Annotated in this window: 2 protein-coding genes; one reads left to right on the top strand and one right to left on the bottom strand. The window is 58.4% G+C overall.

All coding sequences use genetic code 11. The features are described from left to right. On the bottom strand, window positions 1-211 hold a 211-nt coding region (locus tag AC1DZC_RS19960), incomplete at its 3' end, for a lysozyme inhibitor LprI family protein (protein ID WP_477044480.1). A gap of 118 nt (window positions 212-329) precedes the next feature. On the opposite strand from AC1DZC_RS19960, the gene AC1DZC_RS19955 reads away from it, so the two are divergent. Then, on the top strand, window positions 330-716 hold a 387-nt coding region (locus AC1DZC_RS19955; protein ID WP_477044479.1), incomplete at its 3' end, for a hypothetical protein.

Genomic DNA, 716 nt, shown 5'->3' with positions numbered 1-716 from the left:
GCTGGGTGCGGAACGCGACCTTGTCGAACACGATGGCGAGCTTGTCGCGATATGCCTCGGCGACCAGGCTATCGAGCAGGGCGAGCTGCTCATCGGCGCAGATCGTCTTTTCGAGCGGGTGCGTGGCCTTGGCGCAGCTGAAGCTGGGTTGCTGCTGGGGTGCGGCGACGCCGAACAGGGCAGCGATCAGCAGGGGGATTACGTCGATCATCAAGGCCTCCCGGGTTGGCCGTGCAATGTTCTACCGTCAGATTATGTCATGTGCGCAAAATTGTCGTGAGATTTGCGCGATGGCTGGCGAGACGCCTGTAACAGGCTAAAAGGACAAGGTGAGCCAGCCCGACCTGCAGATGTTCCTTCCACACGACGATGTGGCGATTTTGCCATGGTACAAGGGCATATTCAGTCAGGCTTTTGTCGCACTGCATCCCTTCTTTGCTATCGAAGGTCTCGATCCTGCCATTTGCGACTATGGCACCTTATCACTATCGGCAAATGAGCGCCCCGACGACATGGGCTTGTTGGAATGGGCCGACCAGAAACGCGACGAGCAGTCAATCGGAACGGAGGTCGGGCAAAATGCCGTGGAAGACGCGGCGCGGCGTTTCGGTGATCCTATTCGGTGGAGGACGATATCCGACGATGTCGGTTTCGACGATCATCGCGATCTAAACCGGGCGCTCAGAACCAATATCGGCGGCTTGCGGGCCTCACAC

It is taken from the genome of Cellulomonas sp. P2_B4, from assembly GCF_056404795.1.
Note: the sequence above shows the minus strand (reverse complement) of the source record. Positions and strands in the feature narration are given on the sequence as shown.